21 protein-coding genes are annotated in these 26,529 nt (G+C 23.7%); 2 read left to right on the top strand and 19 right to left on the bottom strand.

Annotation, left to right across the window (positions count from 1 at the left end):
* Positions 1-144: 144 nt before the first annotated feature.
* From folP to rplU, 7 genes are all read right to left on the bottom strand, one after another.
* Complete coding sequence (gene folP, locus WEOB_RS00965) at positions 145-957, bottom strand: dihydropteroate synthase (protein ID WP_281264068.1); 813 nt, start codon at positions 955-957, stop codon at positions 145-147.
* Positions 958-1,154: 197 nt separating this feature from the next.
* Complete coding sequence (gene ftsH / locus WEOB_RS00960; RefSeq protein ID WP_281264041.1) at positions 1,155-3,035, bottom strand: ATP-dependent zinc metalloprotease FtsH; 1,881 nt, start codon at positions 3,033-3,035, stop codon at positions 1,155-1,157.
* Between the two features lie 61 nt (positions 3,036-3,096).
* Entirely contained in the window at positions 3,097-3,717 is a 621-nt protein-coding gene (locus WEOB_RS00955) for an RlmE family RNA methyltransferase (RefSeq protein ID WP_281264040.1), read from the bottom strand.
* Between the two features lie 346 nt (positions 3,718-4,063).
* Positions 4,064-4,540, bottom strand: coding sequence for a transcription elongation factor GreA (gene greA / locus WEOB_RS00950; RefSeq protein ID WP_281264039.1), 477 nt, complete (start codon positions 4,538-4,540; stop codon positions 4,064-4,066).
* A gap of 456 nt (positions 4,541-4,996) precedes the next feature.
* Entirely contained in the window at positions 4,997-6,016 is a 1,020-nt protein-coding gene (gene cgtA / locus WEOB_RS00945) for an Obg family GTPase CgtA (RefSeq protein WP_281264038.1), read from the bottom strand.
* 426 nt (positions 6,017-6,442) lie between these two features.
* Positions 6,443-6,694, bottom strand: coding sequence for a 50S ribosomal protein L27 (rpmA, locus tag WEOB_RS00940; RefSeq protein WP_281264037.1), 252 nt, complete (start codon positions 6,692-6,694; stop codon positions 6,443-6,445).
* A gap of 33 nt (positions 6,695-6,727) precedes the next feature.
* Complete coding sequence (gene rplU, locus WEOB_RS00935) at positions 6,728-7,045, bottom strand: 50S ribosomal protein L21 (RefSeq protein ID WP_281264036.1); 318 nt, start codon at positions 7,043-7,045, stop codon at positions 6,728-6,730.
* Positions 7,046-8,092: 1,047 nt separating this feature from the next.
* On the opposite strand from rplU, the gene ppa reads away from it, so the two are divergent.
* Complete coding sequence (ppa, locus tag WEOB_RS00930; protein WP_281264035.1) at positions 8,093-8,629, top strand: inorganic diphosphatase; 537 nt, start codon at positions 8,093-8,095, stop codon at positions 8,627-8,629.
* 405 nt (positions 8,630-9,034) lie between these two features.
* Here the strand turns inward: ppa and rplI are convergent, their stop codons facing one another.
* From rplI to clpP, 12 genes are all read right to left on the bottom strand, one after another.
* Positions 9,035-9,496, bottom strand: coding sequence for a 50S ribosomal protein L9 (gene rplI / locus WEOB_RS00925; RefSeq protein WP_281264034.1), 462 nt, complete (start codon positions 9,494-9,496; stop codon positions 9,035-9,037).
* Positions 9,497-9,501: 5 nt separating this feature from the next.
* Positions 9,502-9,756, bottom strand: coding sequence for a 30S ribosomal protein S18 (gene rpsR, locus WEOB_RS00920; RefSeq protein ID WP_281264033.1), 255 nt, complete (start codon positions 9,754-9,756; stop codon positions 9,502-9,504).
* A gap of 184 nt (positions 9,757-9,940) precedes the next feature.
* Entirely contained in the window at positions 9,941-10,285 is a 345-nt protein-coding gene (gene rpsF / locus WEOB_RS00915) for a 30S ribosomal protein S6 (protein ID WP_281264032.1), read from the bottom strand.
* A gap of 614 nt (positions 10,286-10,899) precedes the next feature.
* Positions 10,900-11,640, bottom strand: coding sequence for a 23S rRNA (guanosine(2251)-2'-O)-methyltransferase RlmB (gene rlmB, locus WEOB_RS00910; RefSeq protein WP_281264031.1), 741 nt, complete (start codon positions 11,638-11,640; stop codon positions 10,900-10,902).
* A gap of 739 nt (positions 11,641-12,379) precedes the next feature.
* Positions 12,380-13,414 carry a protease modulator HflC gene (gene hflC, locus WEOB_RS00905; RefSeq protein ID WP_281264030.1) on the bottom strand — a complete coding sequence of 345 codons (1,035 nt, stop codon included), beginning with the start codon at positions 13,412-13,414 and terminating at the stop codon, positions 12,380-12,382.
* Between the two features lie 68 nt (positions 13,415-13,482).
* On the bottom strand, positions 13,483-14,664 hold the full coding sequence (gene hflK / locus WEOB_RS00900; protein WP_281264029.1) for an FtsH protease activity modulator HflK: 1,182 nt from the start codon (positions 14,662-14,664) through the stop codon (positions 13,483-13,485).
* 652 nt (positions 14,665-15,316) lie between these two features.
* Positions 15,317-15,628, bottom strand: coding sequence for an RNA chaperone Hfq (gene hfq / locus WEOB_RS00895; protein WP_281264028.1), 312 nt, complete (start codon positions 15,626-15,628; stop codon positions 15,317-15,319).
* A gap of 77 nt (positions 15,629-15,705) precedes the next feature.
* Positions 15,706-16,674 carry a tRNA (adenosine(37)-N6)-dimethylallyltransferase MiaA gene (gene miaA, locus WEOB_RS00890; RefSeq protein WP_281264067.1) on the bottom strand — a complete coding sequence of 323 codons (969 nt, stop codon included), beginning with the start codon at positions 16,672-16,674 and terminating at the stop codon, positions 15,706-15,708.
* A gap of 1,386 nt (positions 16,675-18,060) precedes the next feature.
* Entirely contained in the window at positions 18,061-19,944 is a 1,884-nt protein-coding gene (locus tag WEOB_RS00885) for a SurA N-terminal domain-containing protein (protein WP_281264027.1), read from the bottom strand.
* A gap of 646 nt (positions 19,945-20,590) precedes the next feature.
* Positions 20,591-22,927 carry an endopeptidase La gene (gene lon, locus WEOB_RS00880; RefSeq protein WP_281264026.1) on the bottom strand — a complete coding sequence of 779 codons (2,337 nt, stop codon included), beginning with the start codon at positions 22,925-22,927 and terminating at the stop codon, positions 20,591-20,593.
* A 236-nt stretch (positions 22,928-23,163) separates the two neighbouring features.
* Positions 23,164-24,426: an ATP-dependent Clp protease ATP-binding subunit ClpX gene (gene clpX / locus WEOB_RS00875; RefSeq protein ID WP_281264025.1), complete on the bottom strand. Its 1,263-nt coding sequence runs from the start codon at positions 24,424-24,426 to the stop codon at positions 23,164-23,166.
* Positions 24,427-24,526: 100 nt separating this feature from the next.
* Positions 24,527-25,144, bottom strand: coding sequence for an ATP-dependent Clp endopeptidase proteolytic subunit ClpP (clpP, locus tag WEOB_RS00870; RefSeq protein WP_281264024.1), 618 nt, complete (start codon positions 25,142-25,144; stop codon positions 24,527-24,529).
* A 524-nt stretch (positions 25,145-25,668) separates the two neighbouring features.
* On the opposite strand from clpP, the gene cyoA reads away from it, so the two are divergent.
* On the top strand, positions 25,669-26,520 hold the full coding sequence (gene cyoA, locus WEOB_RS00865) for a ubiquinol oxidase subunit II (RefSeq protein ID WP_281264023.1): 852 nt from the start codon (positions 25,669-25,671) through the stop codon (positions 26,518-26,520).
* The last annotated feature ends 9 nt before the right edge of the window (positions 26,521-26,529 follow it).

The raw sequence follows: 26,529 nt of genomic DNA, 5'->3' as shown, positions 1-26,529 counted from the left end.
TATATTATCTACAAAGCTATTTTATATATTAAGTATAAATATTTCTTTGATATTATTAAATACATTTTTCTTCTAATTTAAAAAATAAATTCAAAAACATAAAATACAAATATAAAAAATTTTCTGTATAAGAATTAAAAATAATTAACATTTATTAGTATCTTTATTGTTAAATTTATTTGATTTTTTTAAAATATAAGAAACAATATGTAAAGCATCCATAGTTTCTTTAACGTCATGGGTTCGAATAATTTTTGCTCCTTGCATTGCTGCGATAACTGCACAAGTAATACTCCCTAACATACATTTATCGAAAGAAACATTAAGAAATTTACTTATCATAGATTTTCGAGACATACCAACCAATATCGGTAATTCAAAACAATTGAATTCTTTTAAATTTGATAATAAATCATAATTATGTGATACTGTTTTCCCAAAACCAAATCCAGGATCTAATAATAATTTAGATTTATTTATTCCATGCAATTCAAAATAAGAGATTTTTTCAGAAAAAAAATCCTTTATTTCTGATATAATATTGTTATATTTTGGTTTTCTCTGCATAGTTTTCGGAGTTCCTTTCATATGCACTAAACATATTGGTATCCGAAATTTAGATATTACATCTAAAGATCCCTTTTCACTAAAACAACGAACATCATTAATTAAATGTGCCCCAACTAATAAACTTTGTTTCATTACTAATGTTCTAGAAGTATTTACTGAAATAATTGTATCAAAACGACTTGCCAATGCTTCTATTATTGGAATTACTCGATCCATTTCTTCTTCTTCTTCAACAATATCCGAGCCTGGTCTAGTAGATTCCCCTCCTATATCAATAAAAGTAGCTCCATTCTTGATCATATAAAAAACGCGATCAACCGCGCAAGATACTTTATTATATTTTCCACCATCAAAAAAAGAATCTGGTGTTACATTCAATATTCCCATAACTTTAGGGAAAGTCAAATCAACTTTTTTATTATTACTAATAATCAATTTCACAACAAAACCATTAGTTTAAATACCAATATAATAAAACATGAAAAAACAAATTTCAAAACTTTAATTCATAAAATCAAATTATTTACTTAAAGATAAATATAAAAAAATTTAACATTTTTATATTTAATTTCGCTTAAATAAAATTAATTATTATTTATATCTGAAGAAGTTGTGGAAATATTATTTTCTTTTTTAATATAAATGGAATTATCTTTCCACCCAGAAGGAGGACGAACAATATTTCTATCCATTAAATCATCAATTTGAAATGCATCAATAGTTTCATATTTCATTAAAGCATCTTTCATAGAATGAAGAATATCTAAATTTTCCAATAATAAAATACGAGCTCGAGTATAATTTCGTTCAATTAATAATTTTACTTCTTGATCAATAATACGAGCTGTTTCATCCGACATATGTTTTGCTTTCGCAACAGAACGACCAAGAAATACTTCACCCTCTTCATCAGCATATAATAAAGGGCCCAATTTTTTTGAAAAACCCCATTGTGTTACCATATTACGCGCAATTGACGTAGCAACTTTAATATCATTAAATGATCCAGTTGATATTTTCTCTTCTCCATAGATAATTTCTTCAGCTAATCTACCACCATATAAAGTAGAAATTTGACTTTCCAATTTTTGGCGATTTGCAGTAATGGAATCCCCTTCTGGCAGAAAAAATGTTACTCCTAAAGCACAACCTCTTGGAATAATAGTAACTTTATGAACTGGATCATGCTCAGGAACTAAACGACCAATAATAGCATGTCCTGCTTCATGATAAGCTGTAGATTCCTTTTGTATTTCTGTCATAACCATAGATCTACGTTCTGTCCCCATCATAATTTTATCTTTAGCTTGTTCAAATTCTTCCATAAATACTATTTTTTTATCTTTTCGCGCAGCAAATAAAGCAGCTTCATTTACTAAATTAGCTAAATCTGCTCCAGAAAATCCAGGAGTACCTCTAGCTATAACCGAAACATTTACATCAGAAGAAACAGGAACATGAATCATGTGAACTTTTAAGATTTGTTCCCTTCCTCGAACATCGGGTAATCCAACAACAACCTGCCTATCAAATCTACCTGGACGTAATAATGCTGGATCTAAAACATCAGGACGGTTAGTAGCAGCAATAACAATAATCCCTTCATTCCCTTCAAAACCATCCATTTCAACCAACATTTGATTCAAAGTTTGTTCACGTTCGTCATGTCCACCACCTAAACCTGTACCTCTTTGTCTACCTACTGCATCAATTTCATCAATAAAAATAATACAAGGAGATGACTTCTTTGCTTGATCAAACATATCACGAACTCTAGAAGCCCCAACACCAACAAACATTTCGACAAAATCAGAACCAGAAATAGTAAAAAATGGAACCTTCGCTTCCCCTGCTATTGCTTTTGCTAACAACGTTTTTCCAGTCCCGGGAGGACCAACCATCAATATTCCTTTAGGAATTTTTCCCCCTAATCTTTGAAAACGACCCGGTTCTCGTAAATAGTCTACTAATTCCTTTACTTCTTCTTTAGCTTCATCACAACCTGCTACATCAGCAAAAGTTGTTTTTATTTGGTTTTCCGATAACATGCGAGCCTTACTTTTTCCAAAAGACATAGCTCCTTTCCCACCACCTTGCATTTGCCTCATAAAAAAAATCCATACCCCAATTAATAAAAGCATTGGAAACCAAGAAATAAAAATTGATGTTAATAAACTAGGTTCTTCAGGAGGTTCACCAACCACCTTAACATTTCTACTTAATAACAAATCAAGTAATTTTGAATCATGAATCGGAATATAAGTAATATAACGATTATTATTTTTTTTAATTACAGTAATATCATTCCCATTAATATATACTTCTTTTATTTGACCTTGATCTAATTCCGACACAAAAGTAGAATAATCTACTTTACCATTTCCAGAATCATTAGAACCAAAATTTTGAAATAAAGACATTAAAATCACTGCAATTATTAACCAAAGAATCAGGTTTTTAGCCATATTTCTCAAAAATTAACCTCATATTTTAACAGTATCAAAATAAATTAACATGTAACAATTTTCATCTCTTTTTTTTTGCAACAATATAAACCTCCCTAGAACGAGATCTAGAAGCTACGGGCTTTCGAATTTTAACTTTTTCAAATAATAAACGTATTTCGTGCACACATTCTTCAAAACCCTCTCCTTGAAAAATTTTTACTAGAAAATCTCCCCCTTTTACAAGAATACTACAAATATTTTTTAATATAAATTTCACAAGATATATAGATTTTGCAATATCAATTACAGCAATTCCACTAAGATTATGAGATATGTCAGATAAAATTAATTGAATATTTTTATTTTTAGCTTTTTTAAAAATTTTTTTTATAGTTATAGTGTTGTAAATATCCCCTTGTATAAAATCTACACCTTTCATAACAGACATAGAAATTATGTCGCAAGCAATAATACTACCTTTATCCCCGATTTTTGAGAGTATATATTTTGACCAACCTCCAGGAGAAGAACCTAATTCTATTATAACCATACCAGGATAAAATAATCTATCACTTCTTTGTATATCTTGTATTTTAAACCAAGAACGAGATCTCAATTTTTTAATTTTTGCTTGTTTCACATATGTGTCATTAATATGTTCTTGTAACCAACGAAAAGAATTTAAGGAACGATTTCCCATAAAATACCATAACTTAATTTTTTTATATATTAAAGAACAACTTAAATTATACAAAATATTATGAAACTTTTATACTTCATAAATAATTGAAATAAATATTATCCTGAACAAGATCTAACACTTAATAATATGATAACATCAATTATTTTATTTGACAAAAACTAGAATATACACAAATATTCTAAATACAAATATAATCTTATATATTGTATATAAAAATAATAAATACATAAATAGCATATAATGAATTAGAAAATATTATTTGAAAACTAAAATTATATAAATTTATGTTAATTTTTAGATATATAAATATACATATTATAAAAATCTTATTCTTAAAGTAAAATTATATATACTCAACTTTAAGAATTTTATATTTTACATTACCTCTAGGGGTTTTAATAACAACAGTGTCTCCTTCTTTCCTACCAACTAATCCTCTTGCAATAGGAGAATTAATAGAAATTAAATTTTTTCTAAAATCCGCTTCATCATCTCCAACAATACGATATTTACGTTTTTCTTTTGTACACAAATTATCAATACTAACTGTTACACCAAAAATTACTTTTTTACTTGGTATAATTTTAGTTACATCAATAACTTGCGCATGAGAAAGTTTGCTTTCAATTTCTTGAATACGACCTTCACAAAAAGCCTGTTGTTCTCTTGCTGAATGATATTCAGAATTTTCCTTTAAATCTCCATGCTTTCTAGATTCTGTAAGAACTTCAATAATTTGAGAACGACGTACATTCTTAAGATACTCAAGTTCTTTTCGAAGTTTTTCCAAACCTTGCAAGGTCATCGGAATTTGTTTCATACATTATGCCTTTTCATATAATTTCGATAATAATATATAAACAACTACTAAAAACCAAATAAATTTTTAAAATTTTAAATCAAAAAATCATTAGAAATCTATGTTACTTCATAAATAAATATTGTATAAATTTTTATTTATTTTTTTAAAAAATCCAATTTCTAAACTAATTAAAATTTCATTATATAAATAACTAATTTATTAAAATCATTTATAAATAGAATACAAAATTTATTTAAAATTTTGTAAATAAAATTTTAATTTTCAATATATTTATTTCAAATGTTTAAATCCCATATAAAATAAATATTAAATTTCAGCTAAATTTCAAAATTTTATAAAAATATTTTATTTTAATAAAACTAAAAAAACAAAAACAAATTTTCATAAATACAACATTCTTTATAAAAGAATATTTTAAATCTATTAACATTTTTAAAATATTATCAAACTATATTAGTTCTTTGCAGAATTTTCCTTGATAAATTTTGCAATATCAAAACACAATTTTTGCATACTATTTTTATGCAATGCAGAAATTACATAATATTTCTTATTCCAATGTAATTTTTTTAAAATAGTTTTTATAAAAAATTTAACTTTACTAAATTCTATAAGATCCATCTTATTAAATATTAACCAATGAGGTTTATGTTTTAATACATTACCATATGAATCTAATTCCTTAAAAATTATTTTAATATTTTTAATCAAATCACTTCCGTTTATTGGAGCTAAATCAATTAAATGCAACAATATATAACATCTTTCCAAATGTTTTAAAAAACGTATACCCAATCCCACTCCACGAGATGCCCCTTCGATTAAACCAGGTAAATCCGCAATAACAAAATTATTCTCAAAATTTAATTTTACAACACCTAAATTTGGAAACAAAGTAGTAAACGGATATTCTGCTACTTTCGGTCTAGCTGCAGTTAATGTACGTACCATAGTAGATTTGCCTGCGTTAGGCAATCCAACAATTCCAACATCTGCTAGTAAAATTAATTTTAATTCAACACAACAAATTTCACCTCTTTTTCCAAAAACTTTTTTATTTAAAGAACTATTAAAAAATGATTTAAATCTAGCATTACCAAATCCATGAAAACCACCTTTAGCTATCATTAAACTCTGTTTATCGAAAATCATATCTCCTATAATTTTATTGGTATCCAAATTTACTACTCTGGTTCCTACAGGGACTTTAATATACATATCTTTTCCATTTTTTCCCGTACAATTTGAACTTCCCCCATTGCAACCGCATTCAGCAAAAAATTTTTTTTTAAATTGAAAATCCACTAGAGTATTTAAATTTTTTTCTGCTAACAACCAAACATTTCCTCCGTTCCCGCCGTCCCCTCCATTTGGTTCACCACGAGAAATATGTTTTTCCCTACGGAAACTAATACAACCATTCCCCCCATTTCCAGCAAAAACTTTAATAATTACTTCATCAATAAACTGCATATAATCCTATATTATAATGAATAATTTTATTTTAAAAATAAAACTTTTACACATATCAAAATTAACATTTTAGTATTCACAACATAATATAACCAAATGACTTCTTTTGATATAAAATATTACTAATAAAATAATATTTGATGATAATAAATATATTTGTTAACATAACACGAATAATTTCAACAATATTAGTGTACTAACTTAAATTTTAGTACATAAATTTCATATTATATTCATATAAAAACAAAATTATAAATATACAATTTCAAAAATTCTACTAATAATTTATAAAAATTATTTAATAATATTCTAATTATTGTAAATACAAAATAAATTTCTCATTAATAAAATAATATGATTAATATATAATTGCAATTCACAAATAGTAAAATTTAATAAACGAAAAATATTAAAATAAGATTTTATTTAAACAACAGAAACAATTTTCTTCTTTTTGGGTCCTTTTATTCCAAATTTCACTTGACCATTTTTCAACGAAAATAAAGTATAATCCCTTCCACAACCTACTCCTTTTCCAGGATGAAATTTAGTACCTCGTTGTCTGATGATAATAAATCCAGGATTTACTAGTTCACCACCAAAATGTTTTATTCCTAATCGTTTTCCTATAGAATCTCGACCATTTCTAGTTGATCCACCAGCTTTCTTATGTGCCATAATATACCTCTATAACTTTTGTTTAAATAATTATTACCCATTTTCAATAATATTATTAATTTTAATTTTAGTATACCATTGACGATGCCCTTGAATTTTTTTATAATGCTTGCGACGATGAAATTTAACAATAACAAGTTTATCAAAGCGACCATGCTTTAAAACTTTAGCTATAATTTTGCTATTATTAATAAATGGAAAACCAACTCTAACATTTCTATTATAAATAAGCATAATTATTTTATCAAAAATCAAAATTTCGTTTATCTCTAAATTCAATTTTTCAATATAAATAACTTGATTTTCTTTTACTTTATATTGTTTACTACCATATTGAAATATAGCGTGCATAAATATCATCCTTTTCTTTATCCATACTTTCAAAAAACGTTTATCTAATATTTTCGTAGATTTTAAATAACATTTATCTTATAAAAACTTTGTACTTAACGTATTAATACAAAACATAAAATACCAAAATAATTTTAAAAATTAAAATTTGTAAAACAAATCTTATAATAATTTGTATTTATAATTACATACTAAATTATATTTAAATCATATAAACATAACAATTACATGGTAAAAACATTAATTTATAAAATTTACATTTCATGTATTTAAATTTTTTCAATTGAAACACTAAATATAGCTTTATAATCTAAAATTTTAAAAATGAAAATTTCCTCAAATTATTTGCTAAATAAAACATTAATAAACCAATTTTTTTTATTAATAAATTATTTTAATATTCTTAAATTAAAATTCATATATTATTCAGATAATATAAAATCATTTTATAAACTATATTTGTAAATTAATAATAACATTCAAATTATATAAATTCAGTTATAAAATTAAAAATTTTACATTTATTTCCATATCAAAATACAATATATAAACAAAATAAATCCAATTATATTAAATAAAATTTCATATTAAATTTAAAACATATACTAAATTTCTAATCCAATTCACAAAAATTCTCTTATAATACCAACGATATAAAACAACAAAATATTTACGATTTTTATAATAAAAAAATTCATTATAGCAACAATATAAAAAATAAATTTACAAAATAAAAATTTTTATTTGAAAATATAAATAATTTTATGTAAAATCTATATTTATTTTAGTAAAACATAACATTGATTATATTGTTCAGGTAAAATAATAATCTATTTAACACCCTTATAAATAATTTTAAAACAAAAAGTTAATTTAATAATTACTTATTATTGAAAAATCTTTCAATTATTTATAAAAATATGATACTATAAGAAATAGGTTTTGTTGAAATATTATACATAAAATTTAATATTTAATCTCATAAAATTCTGTATTTCATTAAAATATATAAAAATAATTTATATCTAACTGTAACTAATAAAAAATATGATCATAAATAAAAATTTTAAACAAATACCACCTGGAGAGAAAATACCCGAAGATATATATGTTATTATTGAAATTTCAGCAAATACTTATCCAATAAAATATGAAATAAATAAAAAAACCGGGAATTTATTTGTTGATCGATTTATACCAACAATGATGACATATCCTTGTAATTATGGATATATTAATGGTACTATAGCTTTGGATAAAGATCCAATAGATGTATTAGTTCCATCCCCTTTCCCCTTACAACCTGGTTCAGTTATACAATGTAGACCAATAGGAATGTTAAATATGACTGATGAATCAGGAATAGATAATAAAATATTAGCTGTTCCACACAAAAAAATATCTCAAGAATATAACTTTTGCACAGACATTAACCATTTTCCAGAATTTTTAAAAAAACAAATAATTCATTTTTTTCAACATTACAAAGATCTAGAAGAAAATAAATGGGTAAAAATTCACTCTTGGGAAAACGCTAATGAAGCTAAAAAAGAAATTTTAAGTTCTTTAAATGGAAGGAAATAAATTTTAATTTAATGTGAGAACACTAGAACTAATTTTTTTAAATAGTTAAAATTTCATTTTTATAAGGTTTCATTTATAAAATAAACATAAAAGATATAAAACAAAAACTCAACAAACAAAATCGATTTATTTAAAAATTTATTCTCATCCTAAATAAAATATATTTCATTTATACGATAAATATAACAAACATTAAAATTAGAAATCATGCGTTTAAAAAACTTAATAAATCAAATAATATTATAATTATAAAAACATAAACAAAATAAATTTTAAGATTTAATAAACTCTATAGAAACACTTTAAGAATGTCTTTTACATTCATAGTAAAAAATTTTCTCAAACCATACTTCATATACCAATAACAATCATCAAATAAATTCGAAACTATATAAAAAATATTTCCTACTCTTTGTTAACAACAATAACACTAAAATTAACAAAAACCTTACTATGAAATTGAAAAATAATATTATAACTTCCTGTATAATTAAAAACACCATCAGGCAAACATATTTCTTTTTTGGAAATATTTACACCAAGATTTTTCATAGCTTTAGAAATATCTTGTTCATTTACAGAACCAAATAATTTTCCTGTTTCATTATTCGATACTCTTGATTTAATAGTTACACTACCTCCTAATTTATTTATTTCATTAACTCTTTTTTTAGCATCTAGATATGAGGATTTTAATTTATAAGCTAATTCTTTTTTACGATTCATAAAATATTTGATATTTTTTTCATTTGCTAAAACAGCTTTTCCTTTTGGAAATAAAAAATTTCTAGCATATCCAGTTTTCACAAGAACTTGATCCCATAAATCCCCTAATTTTAATATTTTTTCTAACAAAATAACTTTCATATATTTTATCTCTTATAAGATTTTGTTAACAACAAACAATTACCAATATCAGTATAAGGCAACAAAGAAATATATCTAGCTTTTTTTATTGCTTTAGATAACTGCCTTTGATATTTAGATTTAGTTCCTGTAATACGACTTGGAACTATTTTCCCACTTTCAGTAATATAATTTTTTAACAAAATAACATCTTTATAATCAATTTCAACAGAACTACTTGTACTAAAACGACAAAACTTACGACGAACATAACGAATCATATAATCAATATCTCCAAAAAACTCACAAAATTTTAATATAAAGCACAAAATATTATTATAACACACTCAATAAAAAATTACAAAAACTCTAATATTTAACATATGTATAATCTTAAAAACAAAAAACAAACTTTAGAATTAATACACAAATTATTATAATTAAATCACCTTTATCAATCTTAATTCAAAATTTTTCATTTTGTTCTTTTTTCACAATATTCATTATAGGAGAAGACTCAGTAATAGCAAACTTAACACGAATAACCATATTACGAATAATTTCTTCATTAAAAAAGAAAAATTTCTTTAATTTATTTAATGTTTCTATTAATACTTCTACATTCAGCAAAATATAATAAGCTTTATACACATTTTTAATAGGATATGCTAATCTACGACAACCCCAATTTTCTAAACGATGTACCACACCATTATCTATATTGATAATAGACAAGCAATTTTTAACTATACTATCAATTTTTCCAAACCCATCTGGATGTATTATAAAAACAATTTCATAATGCCGCATAAATTTTTACCTTTATTAAAAGTTATACTACTTTAATATTATTTAAAAACTATAAATTAAAAAATATCAAACCATACCTGATATCTTATAACAACTTACATTAAAATTATATAAAATTAATTCGAAGTATTATTTCCCACATTTATAATATTAATATAAAATTATCATATTAACAAACTTTACAATAAATAATTAAATTCTATTCATAAATTTCTATAAATAAAACTTAACAAAGTAACTGTCAATATATCAATTTAAATAAAATAATAAATTTGTAAAAAATTTATGCTAAATACAAATAATATTAGTCTAAAAAATAATCCAAAATATTGCTTTTGCAATAAAATTATATAAATAAACTTTATACTAATAATAAAATAAACATAATTTATGTTAGCATATAAAATAATAACCAAAAATAAAATACATGAAATTACAAAAATAATATTTTATAAATACATATTTAATTTATATATTTGATTTTAATCAATAGAATATATAATATTACAAATGTTTATTTAAAAAATCTCATTATATATTTTACAAAAATGAATTTAATTTTTCAATTATATTTTATTCTATAAATATTACGATAATTATATAATATAAACATTTTATTGAATCGAAAATTGGTTTTTTTTAATAAATTCAAACAAACATATTCCGGTAGCAACTGAAACATTTAACGAAGAAATTGTTCCAATCATTGGAATATTAATTATCTCATCACAATATTTATATGTCAAATAACGTATTCCTTTATCTTCAGATCCCATAATTAAAGCTAACGAACCAATCACACTAGATTTATATAAAGATCGACCAATTTTGGAACTAGTTCCAATAATCCATATATTATGTTTCTTTAACATACGTAATGTATTAATTAAATTTCTAACACGAACTAAAGGGATTAATTCTGCTGCTCCACTAGCTGCTTTTTTAGCAATAGAATTTAATTTAGCTGTTCTGTGTTTAGGAACAATAACAGCGTCTACGCCAGCAGCATTAGCACTACGCAAACATGATCCTAAATTATGAGAATCAGTAATACCATCTAAAATTAGAAAAAAAACAACAGGTTTTTTCACCAAAACCGGAATTATTTCTTTTTCAAAAAAAATTTTTTTCTTTACTAAAGCGACAACTCCTTGGTGTATTCCATAATTTACCATATTATTTAATTGTTTTTTTGTAACTAATTGCACAATCACACCTCTTTCCTTTAATATGCGCATCAAAATCCGTAAGCGATTATTGTAAATATTCTCAATAAAATATACTTTTAAAAAACGAAAAGGATCAACTTTAAGAACTGATTCCACACTGTGTATTCCATAAATAATTTCATTCATTAATCGAATCAAAAACCTTAAAATTATAACAAAATACCTTTGTATCAAAATTTAATAAAATAACAACATATTTAACATAATATAAATAATTTATTCCTTAGAATATACAAATTTTATGATACAATAAATTACATATTTAAAACTTTAGTTTTAATTAATGTATAAAAATATCTTACATACAATATAAAAATAAATCTCTACTATTAATATTTTAAAAAACTTTTTCTTTTCAAAAATTTTCAATTTTAAATATTTTATTAATAAATAATTAAATAAAATTATTCATATAAATAAAATTAATATAACTACGAATAAACTAATTCTATTCATTAAAATAATTTTAAAATAAAACACTTAGACTATCTTAAATACATATTTAACAAAATAAAAAACTCATTATATATGAAAACACAATACTATGTTATATTTATCCATTATAAATTAACATTTATCTAGCTTTCTTTTATAAATTATATTAATAATTTATATTGATATCAAATTACAAAATTAAAAAATCAAAAGAAAATATTTTAAATTTCACATTTATTAAAAATTTTACTATATTAAACGCATAATTTATATAAAAAACTAAATAATAACAATACTAATCATGCAATAATCACTTTATGAATAAATAATACAAGTTTATAATTACAAAATTTTTGTTTATTTATAAATTTATAAAAACACATATCTATATATTAAATTTTATTATTAATATCAAAAACTTTTCACATTGTTAATGTTTCATATTACCATTATATAATTTCATGAAACGAAAGAAATCACTTTTTAAATCCAATATAATCATGTCATTACATGAACGATCATTAAAGCTATTTTCATAAGCACGCAGCATACGAATAAATATATAAAAATTCGGATCTTTGTTAAATGAACTTGCATATATTTTAGCAATTTCTGCGTCAGCTTCACCGCGCATAACCAAAGCTTGATGTTCAGCTTCAGATAATGTTCGGATTACCTCGTAATCTGCAACAGCACGCAATTTTTCTGCTTCTTCTTGTCCTTGTGATCTATGTCTTCGAGCCACAGCCTCACGTTCAGCACGCATACGTTGATAAATAGCATCAGAAACTTCTGTTGGTAAATTAATTTGTTTAATACGTACATCAACTACTTCAATACCCAAAACTGCCATACTATTTGCGTAAAAAATCGAATTTGAAATATCATGGAAAAATCCAAAATTTTCTTCTTTATAAAAAGAATGATGAACATCTTTATAATTAAAAGATATTGGAGCTATCTTTTTTTCATTATTATTTCCAATAGTTCCGTAATTTAATAAACGTCTCACATCACTCATTAACTTATTTCTAGAATCAGTAACTATACCTTTTACATCTAGTTTTCCTAATTCTGATCTAAGGCGATCAGAAAACTTTCTACGTAATAAAATTTCTGCTTGAGATATATCTCCTCCACCAGTAGCCAAATAATAACGATTAAAATCACTTATCTTCCATTTAATATATGAATCAATAATTAAATCCTTCTTTTCCATTGTAACAAAACGATCTGCTTGATTTTCCATAGTTTGAATTCGAATATCAAGAGTTTTTACCTTTTCTAATAAAGGAATTCTCATATGTAAACCTGGATTATATATTAATGGATCATTATTTTTATTACGTAAAACTTTTCCAAAACGTAATATCATTCCACATTGCCCTTCACAAACAATAAAACATGAAGAATATAGAAACATAATTAATACCACAAAAATAGCTATAAATAAAGAATTACGCATAATAATAAACTACCTCGAAATCCCATACTAAATCACTCTATATTATATTAAATTAACTATTATCTACACTATTTTTTATTCAAATTAACATCATATTTATCACTAAAATTATTTTTATTTGACTCTAGCGTTACATTATTTCTTTTACAATTTTTTACATCATTTAGCATTTCTTTTGCAACTAATTGATTTCCAAATACTACTATATTATTTTTTTCATTAGAAACTAATATTTTATTTGTATTACTTAAAACACGTTCCATAGTATTTATATATAAACGTTCTTTCATTATTTCTGGAGCTGCCTGATATTCAGGTAACATTTTTATAAAACGCTGCACTTCCCCTTTTGCATTTAAAATAGAACGAATCTTATAAGAACGACCTTCTTCTAAAATGCGTTGCGCTTTACCATTAGCCCGAGGTTGAACCTCATTAACATATGCTTCAGCTTCTCTTATATACTGTTGTTCATTTTCTCTTGCAGCAATTGCGTCATCAAATGCTGCTTTTACTTCTTCAGGAGGACGAGCAGTTTGAAAATTAACATCTAATAGCATAATTCCCATATTATATGGACGGATAATATCTTCTAAAATTCGTTGTGTATCATTACGAACAAGAGTTCTACCCTCAGTCAGAATTCGATCCATTGTATATTTCCCAATAACCCCGCGCAATGCACTATCGGTAGCTTGCCTAAGACTATCATGAGCATTGGTTACACTAAATAAATATGATCTAGGATCAAAAATTCGATACTGTACATTCATTTCTACATGAACAACATTTTCATCTGAAGTTAACATGACACCAAATGCTGCTAACTCTTGTACAGATTCTACATTAACTGTATATAAAGTATCAATAAAAATTATTTTCCAATTTAATCCTGGATGTACTAAATTATAAAATTTTCCAAAACGTAAAATTACACCACGTTCAGCTTCTTTAATCGTATAAAATCCACTACCAAAAAAAAATAAAAAAATGACACATAAAAAAACAATAAAAAAATAAAAATTATTTCTTTTAAAAAAACTTTTTTTTACATTAAAAACGCTTTCTTTACAATTTCGGAATCTCCAACTCTTAAAAAAATTTCGAAATATTTCTTCTAAATCAGGAGGACCATTACCTTTTGATTGATTACAGCAAACTATACAAGAACAACTAACATGGTTTTTTTTTTGAAAATTATACAAACTTTTACTTTTATGAAAAAATAACATAATAATCTTTAACTCCATCATTTTACAAATATTTTTCTACTTTAATACTAATAACTCAACAAAATTTTTTAAAAAATTATTAATATAATAAAATATTAAATATTAAATTTTAATACATATCTTCATAAAATAAAACATCGAAACTATTAATTTTAAAAATATGCAAACTAATAAAATCCATATAAAATTTTCTTAAAAGTTAGCACTCATAACTTTAATGCTAAAAATATTTTATATATTTAACCAATTTGCTATACATAAAAATAAAACACAATATAATTTCTTTAATTTCTAATACATTAATATATTAAAATTATTTCTTATTTACGAATGAAACAATTTTATTTTTATTAAAAAAATTATCCATAATGAAAAAGTAAAAACAATCTTCACCCAATTTATTTTAATATTATAAAAAAATAAAACAATCAAAATCCATCAAACCTAAACTTTCGACTATAAAATAAACTTTATCATAATATAAACGACCTATAAAAACAATGAAACAATATAATCAAATTTGCAAATTCCATAATATATCAACTGCATAATATTGTAAAAAATAAACATTTAATAATATAATATTTTCAAAAACATAAACACTTTGATAATTTACATTTAAATAATACTTAAAATATAATTTTAAATTATAAAATTTAATAACAAAACTTTAAACATTTATTAAACTTTTAAATACACCAATTTTAGATCGAGAAAATGTCGAACTTTTATTATGATAATGACTAAAATTACTATTAATATTATCATGATGATAAAATATAGATCGAGAAGGAACAACTGTAGAAATTGCGTGTTTATAAACTATCTGGCTCACTGTATTTTTTAAAAGAATTACAAACAAATCAAAAGATTCAATTTTTCCTTGTAATTTAATACCATTTATTAAATAAATAGAAACAGGAATACGTTCCCTACGTAAAGTATTTAAAAACGGATCTTGTAAAGATTTTCCCTTAACCATTAGTATTCACCCTGGTTTATTATATATTTAATTATATTTAATTAATTATCAACTAACATTTTGATTTATAAAAATTATTATCTATTTTCATTTATAACTTTTAATATTTTTTCACAAGACAAAAAAATATTATCACTATTTAAATAGTGAACATCTTTCCATTTCCTAAGCCAAGTTATTTGACGCTTAGCAAGTTTTTTAGTTGCACAAATACCTTGAAAAATCATTTCATTATATTGAATCTTCCCTAACAAATATAACCACATTTGACGATACCCCACACAACGAATAGAAGGCATATTTTGATACAGATCTCCTCTAGAAAATAAAAATCTTACTTCCTTTTCAAAACCTAAAGATAACATCTTATAAAATCTTCTTTCAATATATTTGTGTAAAACAATTTTGTCAAAAGGCATTATAACAAACTTATATACTTGATATTTTTTCAATAAATTAATTTTCAAAAAAAACTTATTTAATTCTGTAAGTGTTTTTCCAGAAATAAAAAATATTTCTAATGCCCTAGATATTCTTTGTGTATCATTAGGATGAATGCGATCCGCAGAAAATTTATCAATTCTCTCTAACTTTTTATACATCATATCCCATCCAATTTTTTTAGCTTTTTTAGCAATATATAAACGTACTTCTGGTTTACAAGAAGGCAATCTTGGAAAACCTCCGGATAATAAAGCATGAAAATAAAACATTGCACCCCCTACTAACAAAGGTATTTTTCCTTTGTTAATAATTTCTTCCATAGCTTGAAGAGCATCTTGACAAAATTCTACAACAGAATAACACTCTGCTGGATCTTTTATATTAATTAATCTGTGAGGAACTTCTGACAAATTCTGCAATGAAGGTTTAGCTGTACCTATGTCCATATAACGATAAATTAATGCAGAATCCACACTAATAATTTCTATTGGCAATATACGACTCAATAACATTGCAAGATCAGTTTTACCAGAAGCAGTTGGACCCATTAATAAAATAACTTTAGAACAATTTTGTATTTTTTTAATTTCAGTTATTATCATAGCAGAACAAAAAATATTATTACAATAAAATTTTAATTCAATTAAATACATAATCTATATATATTCATAATCAATATTTACAAAAGAAAAAATTTTTATTTACAATAACAACAAAACAACATAAAATTTTTCAATTATCATAATAACTTGTAAATCAAAAATTCAAATAAAAAATAAATTTATTAACAAAACTTATTAAACAAAAATATAAATCACAAAATTTAAAACATACTTTTATTTTATAAAACTATATTTTATTTATAAAATAAAAAAATTTTTAACATATAAACTTCTATTAAATCATTTTCATATATAAAAACTGCAAATACTTTAAACATATTATGATTTATAATATAAAGATAAAAACATCATATATTTTTACATCTGCAAAATATTTAAATGCGAAAACAGTTTTATAAACTAAACTAGATATTTTAAATAAACAATCAAATTTTTTAAAATAATAAATACTCCCGTAATTTTTTAAAATATATCATAAAACCAAACTTTTTTTCAAAAAAACAGTTTAATTTTATATTAGATAAATTGACTGCATTTATATTCGAAAAATAATAAATACTAAACACTTAACTAAATTTATAACCTTAAGATATAAACTGTTTTATAAAAATAAAAAAATTAAAATCATAGCTATCATAAAATTAATATTTTATTTTCAGAAATTATACTGTTTTTACATAATTACTAAATTATCTACTAATGTACTATATTATTTTAAACAATTTACTATAATTTTTAAAATACATAATATAAAACATCAATATTTTTATGATAATAAATATTCAGATCTCAATGATTTTAATTAATAAATTCAAAACTAAATATAAAATTCACCAATTTACACTAATAAACATACTTCCCTTATTCAATATAAACAAAATTATTTCATAATATCACAAAAATAATTTTTTTTAAAAACTCATTTTCAGAAAAATTACATCTACCATTACATAATTATTGATAAATAAATTTAATTACAAAAAATCTCGTAAATTTAATTTATATAGCCAAATATTTTGCAAAAATATTTGAAAAATTTAATAAAATTAGTATTTTTCACAATTCAAATATATTAAAACCTAATATCTTTTTAAAAATAAATCAAATAGTTTTTGTAAAAATAAAATTTAAATTACCAAATTTAAATATTTTATTATAAAAAATAAATAACAATTAATAAAAACTATAACGTATTTTATGTCTTACATAAACACATTCGAATTATAATTTTATTATCATATATCATATTTTTTACATTTCAAAAAATTTTTCTTATAAAATTAATTTATATATCTTTTTAAAAATCCACTACACTTCTTTTTATAAAAAATTTTTTATTTAATATAAATTTAGAATTCTAAATTTTTAATTTGGCACAAAAAATTTCTCATTAATTTTAATTTTAGCAACACTCCTTAAATACATTAATAAAGTATCAAATATAGCATTATTCATAAAAAGAAAATTTAATTTATCAACTGACAAAATATTATTCTGACAATTCATTGTATCTAAAAAAACTTCATGTAAAGCTACTAAAATAATATCTCCTTCTTCATTGTTAACTATCTCATAACTAATTTCATTTAATTTCGGAACTGGTAAAGAAAAAATCTTTCTAGTTAAAATACTATTATCACACAAAAAATTAAACACTCTAAATACACCAAATTCAAATCCAGAATTCTTTAGAATTTCATATTCTTCTTTTTTTTTCTCTTTTAAATTTTTTAAAACATTTTGAACATGAATTTGTGTTTGATATGAAAGTTGTTTTTGCTTTTCAACTATATTTGTTTCCCCTACAACCATTTCAACAAATGACTTAGCTTTTTCATTTAAATAATCAATAAAAGAAAAAACACAAAAACAATGTTCATCAATATCAATAAATTGAAATTTTTTAATAACTTTTCCATCTATCCCTAACATCGATTTATTAATTAATAAACTCTTTATTTTATCAGAATTTAACAAAACTGGTATTTGATTGCTAATTAACCAATTAGTTTTCTTAATTTTCTTATTAATAATTATTTCCAAATTATTTAACTTTTTCTCATAAGTCTCATTATTTTTATTTAAAATATTCATAACTCTTTTTTTTAAAAAAATATAATGTTTATAAGATTTTTCTTTTTTCATCATATTTACTACATAATTATATACTACATTTAACGGAAAAACCTCCCTAGATTGAATCTGATCTAAACGAATAATAGAATAACCTTTTGAAGTTTTAATAATATCAGAAAATTGACCTATTTCTTTTAAATTAGCTATTTTAATTTCATGAAAAACGGAATCACAATCATCTACCCAACCAATATTTCCCCCTTTTTTCGCAGAAATTGGATCAATAGACACACTCTTAGCTAAAATATTAAAATTTTCCCCTTGATGTATTCTTCGAAAATACTCATAAGCTTTATCTATTCTATCAGTATAAATAATACTATATCGTTTTTTAGGAAGAATAACAAACTGATTAATATGTTTATTATACCAAGATTTTATCTCTTCTTCATTTAAACTACACTGATCATATAAATCATTACGATTTATTAAAAAAAAATTTACTTTAAACATCTCTGACGAAAAAAATTGATCTTGATTAAGATCAAAACTATATTGAATTCCACTACTAGAAATATTTTTTTTTAATCTTATAGGATCAAATTTTGCTAAACGAACTTTTCTACTTTGACAAATAACTTTCAACAACTCATTAACTTCAATAGGTAATAAAAAAGTTCCACAACTAATTCCATGTATCAATTGTTGAATAATTAATTTTTCTTTTAAAATATTTAAATATTGAAAAAAAGTTAAACCTACATTTTTTAAAAAAATATTAAACTTTTCTTTACTAAATTTATTATCAATATGAAAATCTGGAATAGAAAAAATTACATTCTTAATTCTTTTCTCAGAAACAAGTAACCCTAATTTTTCCGCATATTGCGCCAATAATATTTCATCAATTAATTTAGATAAAACGTTTTGATATATCTTTTCTTTAATTTTATAATCTTCATTTTTTGCTATATCTGCATTATTCTTTTTTTTATATTGATAAAATTCAATTTTAGCCATTTGTTCTAAAATTGTATAATCTATCTTTCTTCCATTTATTTTAACAACATAATCATCAAAATCATCAAAAATTAAATAGTTACCTATTCCAGTAAGAATAAAAGAAAAAATAAGAAAAAAAACAAAAAATTTATAAAATTTATAATTAACCATTTTAAAATTTATTATCATATAAATATATACAAACAATATTTATGATACAAAATATTCATTATAAATAAAAAAATAAATCTTCATTCATAAGATGAAATTTTAACTTCATCACTATATTAAAAAATAATTTAATCCAAATCATCTAAAACTCATAAATGAACACATAAAACACAATTAATACAATTAAAAAATAAAACCTAACAAATTTTAGCACCTAATCTATACTTTTTTATTCATAAATATGCATTATTTAAACATCTAAATTTTGACTAAATATTATCTAAAACCTTTATGAATAAAATACGAAAAATAAATGTTGTTAGTACAACTAATATAAACTCTTAAAAATTTTATTTTAAGTACAATATGCAAGTATTAAAAAACAAAATTTATTTAAAAAATATAAAATATAAAACAAAAACTAAACACTGTTGTAATAAAATTTTCAACTTCTTAAATTTAAAATCAATAAAACATAAATATATAATTACAATTTCTAAATATTTTAAAAGTAAAAAATCTACTATATATCTTAAATTTTTAATAAAAATCAATAAAACCAAATTTACAAATAAAAAAATAGATTTATCAAAAAATTTTACCTAATTCAATTAAATTGCATTTAATTCTTAAAATTACACGTTTATCATTCATCATTAAAGGGAATATTTAGCAAAGCTAATTTTAAAACTTCATCAATATGTTTTATCGGAAAAATATCCAAATCTTTAAGAACTAAAGAAGAAATATTTTCTAAATCTCTTTTATTTTCGTGGGGTATTAATACTGATTTTATTCCACCACGATGTGCGGCTAATAACTTTTCTTTTAGACCTCCAATAGGTAATACTTGGCCACATAATGTAATTTCACCTGTCATTGCAACATTGGATTTTACAGGATTAGAAGTCAAACATGAAACCAATGCTGTACACATTGCAATACCAGCACTTGGTCCATCCTTAGGAGTAGCTCCTTCTGGAACATGTATATGTATATCTTTGTTTTCATAGAAATTTGAACTAATTCCCAATTTATTTGAAAAAAAACGCACAACTGTCAATGCAGCCTGAATAGATTCTTGCATAACTTCACCAAGAGACCCAGTATAATTAAATTTTCCTTTTCCTGGTATACAAGCTGCTTCTACAGTTAAAAGATCCCCACCCATCTCTGTCCATGCTAAACCTACAACTTGTCCAATACGATTCTCTTTTTCTGCCCGACCATAATCAAATCTTCGTATTCCTAAAAAATTCTTCAAATTTTCTACGTTAATATTAACACTATCAATTTTGTTTACTAACAACATTTTAACAGATTTACGACATAATCTGGAAATTTCTCTTTCTAAATTTCTTACACCAGCTTCTCTTGTATAATAGCGAATTATTTTAAGAAATACATCATCTTCTATCACTAACTCTCTTTTTTTTACCGCATTTCGAATCATTTGTTTTGGTAGTAAATACTTACGTGCAATATTTAATTTCTCGTCTTCGGTATAACTTGACAAGCGAATAACTTCCATTCTATCAAGCAAAGGAAAAGGAATATTCATTGAATTTGAAGTAGCAACAAACATTACAGAAGAAAGATCATAATCTACCTCTAAATAATGATCATTAAATGAAATATTTTGTTCTGGATCTAATACTTCAAGTAAAGCAGATGCAGGATCTCCTCGCATATCAGAAGATATTTTATCAATTTCATCAAGCAAAAATAATGGATTATTCACACCAACATTAGAAATTTTTTGAATAATTTTCCCTGGCATAGATCCGATATAAGTACGACGATGCCCACGTATTTCAGCTTCATCTCTCACACCCCCTAAAGCCATTCTTACATACTTTCTTCCTGTAGCGTGAGCAATAGATTTTCCTAAAGAAGTTTTTCCTACACCAGGTGGTCCAACTAAACACAAAATAGGGCCTTTAACTTTACTAATCCTATTTTGCACAGCAAGATATTCCAAAATCCGGTCCTTAACTTGTTCTAATCCATAATGGTCTTTATCAAGAACTTTCTTTGCTTTAACTAAATTTTTCTTAACTCTACTTTTAGTACACCATGGAACTAATAACATCCATTCAATATAACTTCTTACAACAGTAGCTTCAGCAGATATAGGGGACATCATTTTTAATTTTTTAAATTCAGATTCTGTTTTTTCTCGTGCTTCCTGAGACATCTTAGTATTTTCAATTTTTTTTCTAAGAGATTCATTTTCATTTGTAGCATTATCTAATTCGCTTAATTCTTTTTGAATAGCTTTCATTTGTTCGTTTAAATAATATTCTCTTTGACTTTTTTCCATTTGTTCTTTAACACGATTTCTTATACGTTTCTCTACTTCTAGCAAATCAATTTCTGTTTCCATAATTGCCATCAAATATTCTAATCTTTTACTAACATCCTGCATTTCTAAAACAGATTGCTTATCTGCTAATTTAAGCGGCATATGAGCAGCAATGGTATCTGCCAAACGTGTTGCTTCATTAATTGAACTTAAAGCGCCCAAAATTTCTAAAGGAATTTTTTTATTCAATTTAACATAACCTTCAAATTGATTTACCGCAGTACGCATTAATACTTCTTGTTCACGTTCATCTAAAACTAATGGATCAAAATATCCTGCTTCAGCAACAAAATGTTTTCCTGTGTCTGATAATTTTATGATTCTAGCTCGAACTAATCCTTCTATCAATACTTTTACTGTACCATCTGGTAATTTAAGCATTTGCAAAATAAATGATATTGTGCCCACTGAAAATAAATCATCAATACCTGGTTCATCAGTAATTGCTTCCTTTTGAGCTACCAACATAATCTTCTTGTCATTTTTCATCGCTACTTCAAGACAACGAACTGATTTTTCTCTTCCAACAAATAACGGAATAACCATATGAGGATACACAACTACATCGCGAAGAGGTAAAACAGGAATCTCTATTTTTTCAGAAGAAACATCATGCATATAATTCCTCTCTTTCAAAATTGTAAAATAGTTTTAATACATAAAATCATATCCATATCACTCTCATACAAATCTATCTAAATATAATACAGAAACATAAAACTATTTTATGAAACAAAATATTCTTAATATGTTTTTACTATTTAAAATTTAATTAAATAAATACATAAATTTTTTATAAAATTTCTATAAATAATTAAAAATAAAATAAATAACTTAATCTCCAGCATACTTATTCATTTATTATAATTTAAATTACTGCGAACAAGAAATGGTTTTGATTCCCCAAAAACAACTTTTTCATTAATAATTACTTTTTGAATATCATTTTTTGAAGGTAAATCATACATAGTATCCAATAAAATATTTTCTAATATTGTACGTAACCCTCTTGCTCCAACTTCACGTGAAAAAGCTTTTTTTGCGATAGCAACTAAAGCATCATTAGAAAATTCTAAATCTACATTTTCAAAACTAAACAACTCTTTATATTGTTTGATTAATGAATTTTTTGGTTTATCTAAAACCTGTAACAACATTTCCTCATTTAATTCATGTAATACTGCTATAATTGGTAATCTACCTACAAATTCAGGGATCAAACCAAATTTAATTAAATCTTTTGGTTCAACATTCATTAATAATTCACTTTCATATATTTCCGCGTTCTTCTTGTTAAAAGAAACGTTAAAACCAATACCAAATCTAGTATTGATTCTCTCCTCAATTATTTTGTCTAATCCAGAAAATGCTCCACCACAAATAAACAAAATTTTTGAAGTATCTATTTGCAAAAATTCTTGTTGCGGATGTTTTCTTCCCCCATAAGGAGAAACAGACGCAATAGTACCTTCTATTATTCGCAATAAAGCTTGTTGCACTCCTTCCCCAGAAACATCACGTGTAATAGAAGGATTATTCATGGATTTACGAGAAATTTTATCAATTTCATCAATATATATTATACCTGTTTGTGCTTTTTTAACATTATAATCACACTTCTGCAAAGACCTTTGAATAATATTTTCTACATCTTCACCAACATAACCTGCTTCAGTTAATGATGTCGCATCAACAATAGTAAATGAAACATTTAAAAAACGAGCAAGAACTTCAGCTAAAAATGTTTTTCCACTCCCAGTAGGACCTATTAACAAAATATTACTTTTCCCAAACTTTATTGTGTTATTTAGATCAAAATTTTTTAATTTCTTGTAATGATTATACACAGCAACCGAAAGCACTTTTTTTGCCATATTTTGTCCAATAACATAGCTATCTAAATACCGGAAAATTTCGTGAGGGGTAAATGATATATCATGCTTATTTATGAATACATTTTTAATTTCTTTTTGAATAACATGAAAATACAAACAAACGCATTCATCACATATATATGCTGATGAACCAGAAATTAATTTTTTTACTTGAATCTGGTCTTTAGAACAAAATGAACAAGAAAATAACCCCTTTCCATTATCAAAATACTTATCTAACACAAATTCTCCTTATATTTTACATAATTGTACCAAAATAAATTAAGACATCACTACATCCTTACTTGTTAAATCAAGTACTTTTTATATAAAATAAAAAAATTTATATACGCTTACATAATATAATATCTATTATCCCATAATTCATTGCTTCTTTAGAAGAAAGAAACCAATCCCGTTCAGTATCCTTTTCTATTATTTCCACTGGCTGCCCTGTATGTCTCGACATTAATTCATTCATGCGTTTTTTAATCCTTAAAATTTCTTTAGCGTGAATTTCTACATCAGTAGCTTGCCCTCGAAAACTTCCGCTAGGTTGATGAATCATAATTTTAGAATTGGGTAGGCAAAAACGTTTTTTTTTAGGACCAGAAGACAAAATAAAAGCAGCCATTGATGCTGCTTGTCCCATGCAAAAAGTGCATACATCAGGTTTTATAAATTGCATTGTATCATAAATTGACATACCAGAAGTTATTATTCCTCCTGGGGAATTAATATACAAAGAAATATCTTTCTCCGGATCTTTTGCTTCCAAATACATAAGTTGTGCAATAATCAGATTTGCCATATGATCTTCTATATAACCAGTCATAAATATAATACGTTCTTTTAAAAGTCGAGAAAAAATATCGCACAAATATTCACCACGCATAGTTTTTTCCATTATTACTGGAATAAAATTTGAAGACAAATTATAATTGTTTTCATTATATAACATCTGAAAATATCTCCAAAAACTAGTTTTAACAATAATTTAATAACATTGTAAGAACCCTTGTAAAATTGAATATAAAGTATTAAAAAAAATTTTTCACTTAATCATTTAAACAAAATTTATTTCTGTATTTACAAAAATTTTAAGATACAATAAATACGTATTCAGTTCAATAAAATTATTTATATAAAATCCATGCTAACATAAAGTTTATATTATTAAAATTGTAGCATTATTGTAAAATACAATCTTATTAAATTGTACTCAAAAAAATTCCAAATAAATAATCCAAATTTGTTATTAAAATCTAAAAAATAATAAACTGCTATACACTGAAAAATTTGACAACCCTAAAATGTTTTATCAAAAACATTCCAATACTAATAAAATTAACTTATTTAGTCTTATAAAGTTTTAAATATCTCATCAAATGAAACATCAAGAAACTATATAATTATTTACACCATAAAAATTTTCTCGTACAATTATGATAATAAAAATTTCATAAACATTCGATTATTTCCAATATGAACTTTAAAAAAACTAAAAAAATCACAAAAAACATACTACTGATTGTAATAATAATATTACTTAACGGTTGCTGCGATGATATGGTACTATTTCACTCTAAAGGTTATATAGGAATACAAGAACGTTCTTTAATTTTGATTTCTCTAATAATGATGTCAATCATTATCACGCCTGTTATTATTATGACACTTGTATTTTTAAATAAATACAAATCTTCTAATAACAATAAATATGATCCAAATTGGAATCATTCCAACAAAATTGAATATACAATATGGACATTACCAATTCTATCCATCATATTTTTAGCTATCATAACATGGATATCAACTCATAAATTGGATCCAAACAAACCAATTAAATCAGAAAAAGAAACAATTTTAATTCAAGTTGTTTCTTTCGATTGGAAATGGTTATTTATTTATCCGAAATATGATATAGCGACAATCAATGAAATTGTTTTTCCAATTAATACTCCAATAAAATTCCAAATTACCTCTAATTCAGTCATGAATTCGTTTTTTATTCCTCAATTAGGAAGTCAAATATATGCTATGAATGGAATGAATTCCACTTTATATCTCATGGCTAATGAAGAAGGAAAATACAAAGGTATATCAGCTAATTTTAGCGGAAAAGAATTTTCCAAAATGAAATTTTTCGCTATCGCTACAAAAGATAAATCTAGTTTCAATACGTGGGTAAAAAAAGTAAAAAATTCTCCCGATACGTTAAATACTTCAAAAGACTACAAAATATTAGAAAAAAAGGATACATATAATGTTGCAAAATATTTTTCTAAAGTAGAAAACGAATTATTCAAAAATATAATCAATAAACATAAATGAAAATATTCT

This window comes from Candidatus Westeberhardia cardiocondylae, from assembly GCA_001242845.1.
GTDB classification, from domain to species: domain Bacteria; phylum Pseudomonadota; class Gammaproteobacteria; order Enterobacterales; family Enterobacteriaceae; genus Westeberhardia; species Westeberhardia cardiocondylae.
This window is presented reverse-complemented; position numbering and strand designations above follow the sequence as displayed.